Source organism: Actinomadura sp. NPDC048032, assembly GCF_040653175.1.
Classification (GTDB): domain Bacteria; phylum Actinomycetota; class Actinomycetes; order Streptosporangiales; family Streptosporangiaceae; genus Spirillospora; species Spirillospora verrucosospora.
The window spans coordinates 1-5,720 of the sequence record NZ_JBEZJP010000482.1; the positions used below are offsets into that span (position 1 = coordinate 1).

Genomic DNA, 5,720 nt, shown 5'->3' on the forward strand with positions numbered 1-5,720 from the left:
GACGAAAGCCCCGGGCCGGCCGGCCCGGGGCTTTCGCCTTCGTGGTCTGTCAGCGCAGCGTCTGGCAGACCAGCCGTCCGGGCTGGTCGGGCCAAAAGAAATACACGACGTTGCGCACGGGGAAAGCGTAGCCGATGTCGGGGCCCGCGGCCCCCGCGGACCCCGGATATGGCTCAGCTCACTCCGGATGGCAGGATGGCCGCGTCATGACCCACCCCGAACAGCCCGCGCCGCAGCCGGGCGAACTGCCGCCCGGGCAGTACGTCCCCCGGGGCTGGCCCGTCCTGCACTACGGCCCCGTCCCGAAGTTCCGTCCCAAGGACTGGGATTTCCGGGTCTTCGGCGCCACCGAGTCGGGGGAGCAGCACCGCTGGACCTGGGACGAGTTCGACGCGCTTCCGAAGGCCGCCTCGGTCGCCGACTTCCACTGCGTCACCAAGTTCACCATCCCGGACAACGAGTGGCGGGGCGTCCCCGGCACGGCGATCATCGAGCTGGCGCCGCCCGCGCCGGACGTCACGCACGTCATGGTCTGGGCCGAGTACGGCTACAGCGCCAACATCCGGATGAGCGACTTCCTCGCCGACGGGACGATGTTCGCCACCCACCGCGACGGCGAGCGCCTCACCCCCGACCACGGCTTCCCCGTCCGCATCGTCATCCCGCACCTGTACGCGTGGAAGAGCGTGAAATGGGTCCGGGGCGTGGAGTACCTGGTGAAGGACCGCCGGGGCTTCTGGGAGGAGCGCGGGTACCACAACGTCGCCGACCCGTGGCGGGAGCAGCGCTACTCGTACCAGGAGGACGAGGGCGAGTCGCCCCCGCTGTGATCGGACCCGCGCGATTGGTCCGCCCGCGCGGGACTTCCGGTCGGCCGAACGTGTCCCATTCGAGACCTCGGTAAATCGGCAACAGGCGCACCCGCGGCGATGATAGCCATTACCGTAAGTTTCCATGGACCTACCGTCCGTCACAGATGTCGTGGTGTACGCCGCGGCAGCCGGGGCCAGCGGGGTCTGGGCGCCGCGCCGGTGGTGCCTCCTGCCGCGGCGCGGGCACGCCGATCCGGCGGAGGCGGCCGCCCTCGCCGCCCTGCACCTGATCGCGCACGCCGCGCCCCCGCTGCGGGCCGGGCTCACCGGCGACGCGGCGCGCAGGGCGACCCGGCTGCTGCGCTCGCTGCTCGGCGCCGAGGCGGTCGCGATCGTCGCGGTGCGCCCGCCCGGCGAACCGGACGGCGCCGACGCACCCGACGCCCCCAGGGGCCCCGACGGCCCCGGTGACGACGCCTCCGCCGCGCCGCGGCTGCTGGCCTGGGAGGGCGCGGGCCGCGGCGCCCACGCGGGCGAGGCCGTCGCGCACGCGCTGCCCGTCCTGACCTCCGGCAGGCCCCGGGTCGTCACGCCGGAGCCGCTCGCCTGCGGCGACCCCCAGTGCGGCGTCCAGGTGGCGATGATCGCCCCCCTCGCCGTCGAGGGCCGCGTCGAGGGCACGCTGAGCGCGTACTGGCCGAGCCCGTCCACCGCGCGGGTCCGCGCGGTGGGGGAGGCGGCCCGGCTCGTCACCGGACAGCTCGAACTGGCCGGGCTCGACTCGGTCCGCGTCCGCCTCGCCGAGGCCGAGCTGCGCGCGCTGCGCGCGCAGATCTCGCCGCACTTCGTCTACAACTCGCTGACCACGATCGCCTCGTTCGTCCGCACCGACCCCGAGCGGGCCCGCGGCCTGCTGCTGGACTTCGCCGACTTCGCCCGCTACTCGTTCCGCAACCCGCGCGACTTCACCACGCTCGCCGACGAGCTGCGCTCGATCGACCGCTACCTGCTTCTGGAGCGCGCCAGATTCGGCGAGCGGCTCCAGTGCAACGTCGAGGTCGCGCCCGAGGTGCTGCCGGTCGCCGTCCCGTTCCTCGCGCTCCAGCCGCTCGTCGAGAACGCCGTCCGGCACGGCATGGCCGGGGGCCGCCGCGCGTTCCACATCTCCATCGTGGCCCGCGACTCGGGCGCCGAGGCCGCGATCAGCGTCGAGGACGACGGGATCGGCATGGACCCCGAGCGGCTCGAAGAGATCCTCTCGGCGCCCCTCGGCCGGCCCGGGCCCACCGGCTGGGGGAGCGTCGCCACCCACGACCGGCCGGAGAGCGGTCCCGGCATCGGCCTCGCGAACGTCGACGCGCGCATGCGCCAGGTCTACGGGGACGAGTACGGCCTCACCGTCGAGACAGCGCTCGGCGCCGGAACCAAGGTCAAATTGCGCGTCCCGAAGTACCGTCCGGGCGTCTTTCCCGACTGAGGGGCGATCCGGGCGACACGCCACTCACTTTTCGGAACCGATTGCGGACAGACGGTAATCGCGGCAAAGTCGCCCTCATGCTGCACGTCCTCGCCGTCGACGATGAACGCCCGGCCCTGGAGGAGCTGACCTACCTGCTCAGCAAGGACCCGCGGATCGGGCGGGTCACCGGGGCCGCGGACGCCTCGGCCGCGCTCCGCGACCTGAGCCGGATGCTCGTCGAGGGCGAGCGCCTCGACGCCGTGTTCCTCGACATCCGCATGCCGGGCCTCGACGGGCTCGACTTCACCCGGCTGCTGACCGGGTTCGCCGCGCCCCCGCACGTGGTGTTCGTGACCGCGCACGACGACTGCGCCGTGACCGCCTACGAGCTCGGCGCGCTCGACTACCTGCTGAAGCCCGTCCGGCCGGAGCGGCTGGCCGAGTCCGTCCGGCGCGTGGCGGCGGCCGTGCGCCGGCCGTCGCCACCCGCCGGGGAGACCTCCCCCGACCCCGACGACGAGATGATCCCCGTCGAGCTCGGCGGGCGGACGCGGCTGGTGTCCCGCCGGGCCGTGACCCACGTCGAGGCGAAGGGCGACTACGTGCGGCTGCACACCGCCGACGGCGGCTACCTGGTCCGCATGCCGCTGTCGGCGCTCTCCAAGCGGTGGGAGGGCGCGGGGTTCATCCGGATCCACCGCAGCACCCTCGTCGCGGCCGCGCACATCACCGAGCTGCGCTTCGACGGCGGCCGGGCCGCCGTCCAGATCGGGGACGAGCTGCTGCAGGTCAGCCGCCGCCACACCCGCGAGGTCCGGGACCTGCTCGTCCGCAAGTTCCACCAGCCGGACGAGGGCGCCGGAGACCCGGGGGAGGCCCGCGATGACCGATGAACGCCGCGACACGACGGCGGGCGCGGCGGCCGTCCGCCCCCGCGGGCTGCCGAGCGGTGCGCTGCCGGGCGGCGCGACGCCGGGCGCCGCCCAGACCGCCGAGGCCGCGGCGCCCGCGCCGGGCCCGGCCGATCCCGACCCGCCCGATACCGACCCGTCCCCGCTCGTCTGCGGTCCCCCGATCGGACCCGCCGAGGCCCGCCGGCTCATCCGCGCCCAGCTGCGCACCGCCCTCGGCACCGGCGCGTTCGTCATGACCGTGGTGACGGCGCTCCCGGCGCTGATGGCGATCGTCCCGGCGGTGGCGCGGGCCCGCGTGCACGGCGTCCCGCTGCCCTGGCTCGTCCTGGCCTTCGGCATCCAGCCGGTCTGGGTCGCCGCGTCGTTCCGCCAGCTCGGCCGCGCCGAGCGCGCCGAACGCGACCTCACGAGACCGGCGGAGAGGCGATGACCGCCGTGGCGGTGGCGGCGGCGCTCCTGACGCTGCTGGTGGCGACCGCCGCGTTCGGCGCCTGCGACCGCCGCTCCGCCTGCACCGCCTCCGACCTCCTGGTCGCCTCCCGGGGCGTCACCCCCTGGCGGAACGCCTCGGCGATCAGCGGCGAGTACCTCTCCGCCGCCGCGTTCCTCGGCACCGCCGGGCTGGTGCTCGCCTACGGCGCCGACATGCTGTGGCTGCCGGTCGCGGCGACCGCCGGGCACGTCCTGCTCCTGGCGTTCGTCACCGCCCCGCTGCGCCGCTCCGGCGCCTACACCGTCTCCGACTTCGCCGAGTGGCGGCTCGGCTCCCCGGCCGTGCGGCGCATCGTCACCTGCTGCGTCTGCTTCATCGGCTGGTTCTACCTGCTGCCGCAGTTCCAGGGCGCCGGCGTGACCCTGCGCGTGATGACCGGCGCCCCGGTGTGGGCGGGCTGGGCCGTCGTGGTCGCGGTCACCCTGCTGCTCGTCGCCTCCGGGGGGATGTGCAGCATCACCGCCGTCCAGAGCCTCCAGTTCTGGGTGAAACTGGTCGCCTTCGCCGTGCCCGCCGCGGCGCTGCTGGTCATGTGGCAGATGGACGGCCGCCCCGACCCCGTCGGCGGCGGGCCCGCGCGGTTCGCGCACACCACCCGGGTCCACGTGAGCACCGAGGTCGCGGTCACCGCGCCCGCCGCCGTCCTCGTCACCGCCCGGGGACCCGTGGACGGCGTCCGCCACGGCGGCGGGGCGATGACCCTCGCCGCGGGCCGGCACACCATCGGCCCCGCCGCCGAGGTGGTCTTCCCGGCCGGGGCGCCGGTGCCCCATGCGGAACGCCTGCCCGTCCAGAGCGGCGAAACCTGGGCCACGCCCTTCGGCCGCGGAGAGGAGCACGGCTTCTACCGCACGTACTCGGCGCTCCTCGGCATCCTGCTCGGCACCATGGGGCTGCCCCACGTCCTCATCCGCTTCTACACCAACCCGAGCGGAAGCACCGCCCGCCGCACCGCCGCCCTGGTCCCCGTGCTCCTGGCGCTCTTCTACGTCTTCCCGACCGTCTACGCGTCCATGGGGCGCCTCTACGCGCCCGAACTGCTGATGACCGGCGACACCGACGCCACCGTCCTGCTGCTGCCCCAGCGCATCCCCGGACCGGCCGGCGCGCTGCTCACCGGGCTCATCACCCTCGGCGCCTTCGCCGCGTTCATCTCCACCTCCTGCGGCCTCGTCGTCACCATCGCCGGCACGGTCACGCAGTGCGCCCGCCGCAGCGGCGTCGCGTCCTTCCGCATCGCCACCGTGTTCGCGCTCCTCGTCCCGCTCGCCCTGCTCCCGAGGATCGGGACGCAGAGCGCCGCCGCCCTCGTCGCCCTGGCCCTCTGCGTCTCGGCGTGCTCCCTGTGCCCGCTCCTGCTGCTCGCCATCTGGTGGCGCGGCCTGACCGCGGCCGGCGCCGCCGCCGGCCTCATCGTCGGCACCGGCCTCGCCGTCGCCTCCGGCGTCCTGCACCTGTACGAGCTCCCCCTGACGGGCTGGCCCGCCGCCGCCGTGGCCGAACCCGCGGCCCTCATCGCCCCCGCCGCGTTCGCCGTGATGGTCGCGGTCTCGCTGCTGACCCGCCGCCGCGTCCCCCGCCGCGCCGACCGCGCCCTGACGAAACTGCACCTCCCCGAGGACGTGTTCGCCCGTTGAGCCCCGTTATGAACCGCTTACGGCGCCGCGCGGCCCGCCGCGCCCCCGCCTCGAACCGCTCGTCCCGCTCCACGGACCGCTCATCCGACGACTACGCTCCGTACATCTATGACTACACACCGTTCATCGAGAGGCGCGTCGTCCCGCTGTCCACAGGTGGCGAACCCCCTCTAATGTTCTCAGTGGCACCACACGTCACACCGCCCGAGGAGGGGCGGGCGGCCCCCGGCCGCGAACCCTCCCACAAGAGCAAATCCGGAGATCCGGCGACACACGCCGGATCGTGAGTCGCAGGATCCCGTACCGGGGGGGTGGGATCCCGCGACCTGTGGCTCGGGCGTCGCTGAACAGTCGGAGAACAGGAACAGCATCAGCAGCGCGCGGCCCTTCGACGCGACGTTCACC

The 5,720-nt window shown here is 74.4% G+C and carries 5 protein-coding genes; all 5 read left to right on the forward strand.

Annotated elements, in window-relative coordinates; genetic code table 11:
- Positions 1-206 precede the first annotated feature (206 nt).
- The 5 genes from AB0C69_RS36920 (at position 207) to AB0C69_RS36940 (ending at position 5,315) form a co-directional block, all read left to right on the forward strand.
- Positions 207-830, forward strand: a complete 624-nt coding sequence (locus tag AB0C69_RS36920) for a molybdopterin-dependent oxidoreductase (protein ID WP_353834743.1) — start codon at positions 207-209, stop codon at positions 828-830.
- A 124-nt stretch (positions 831-954) separates the two neighbouring features.
- Positions 955-2,289, forward strand: a complete 1,335-nt coding sequence (locus tag AB0C69_RS36925; RefSeq protein ID WP_360360263.1) for a histidine kinase — start codon at positions 955-957, stop codon at positions 2,287-2,289.
- 77 nt (positions 2,290-2,366) lie between these two features.
- Positions 2,367-3,164 (forward strand): LytTR family DNA-binding domain-containing protein, encoded by a 798-nt coding sequence (locus tag AB0C69_RS36930; protein WP_360360265.1) that lies wholly within the window; start codon positions 2,367-2,369, stop codon positions 3,162-3,164.
- Positions 3,154-3,615 (forward strand): hypothetical protein, encoded by a 462-nt coding sequence (locus AB0C69_RS36935; RefSeq protein ID WP_360360267.1) that lies wholly within the window; start codon positions 3,154-3,156, stop codon positions 3,613-3,615. Before AB0C69_RS36930 ends, AB0C69_RS36935 begins: the two co-directional genes overlap by 11 nt.
- The gene (locus tag AB0C69_RS36940) at positions 3,612-5,315 is read left to right on the forward strand and encodes a cation acetate symporter (RefSeq protein WP_360360269.1); all 1,704 of its coding nucleotides are present in this window, start codon (positions 3,612-3,614) and stop codon (positions 5,313-5,315) included. Before AB0C69_RS36935 ends, AB0C69_RS36940 begins: the two co-directional genes overlap by 4 nt.
- Positions 5,316-5,720 lie beyond the last annotated feature (405 nt).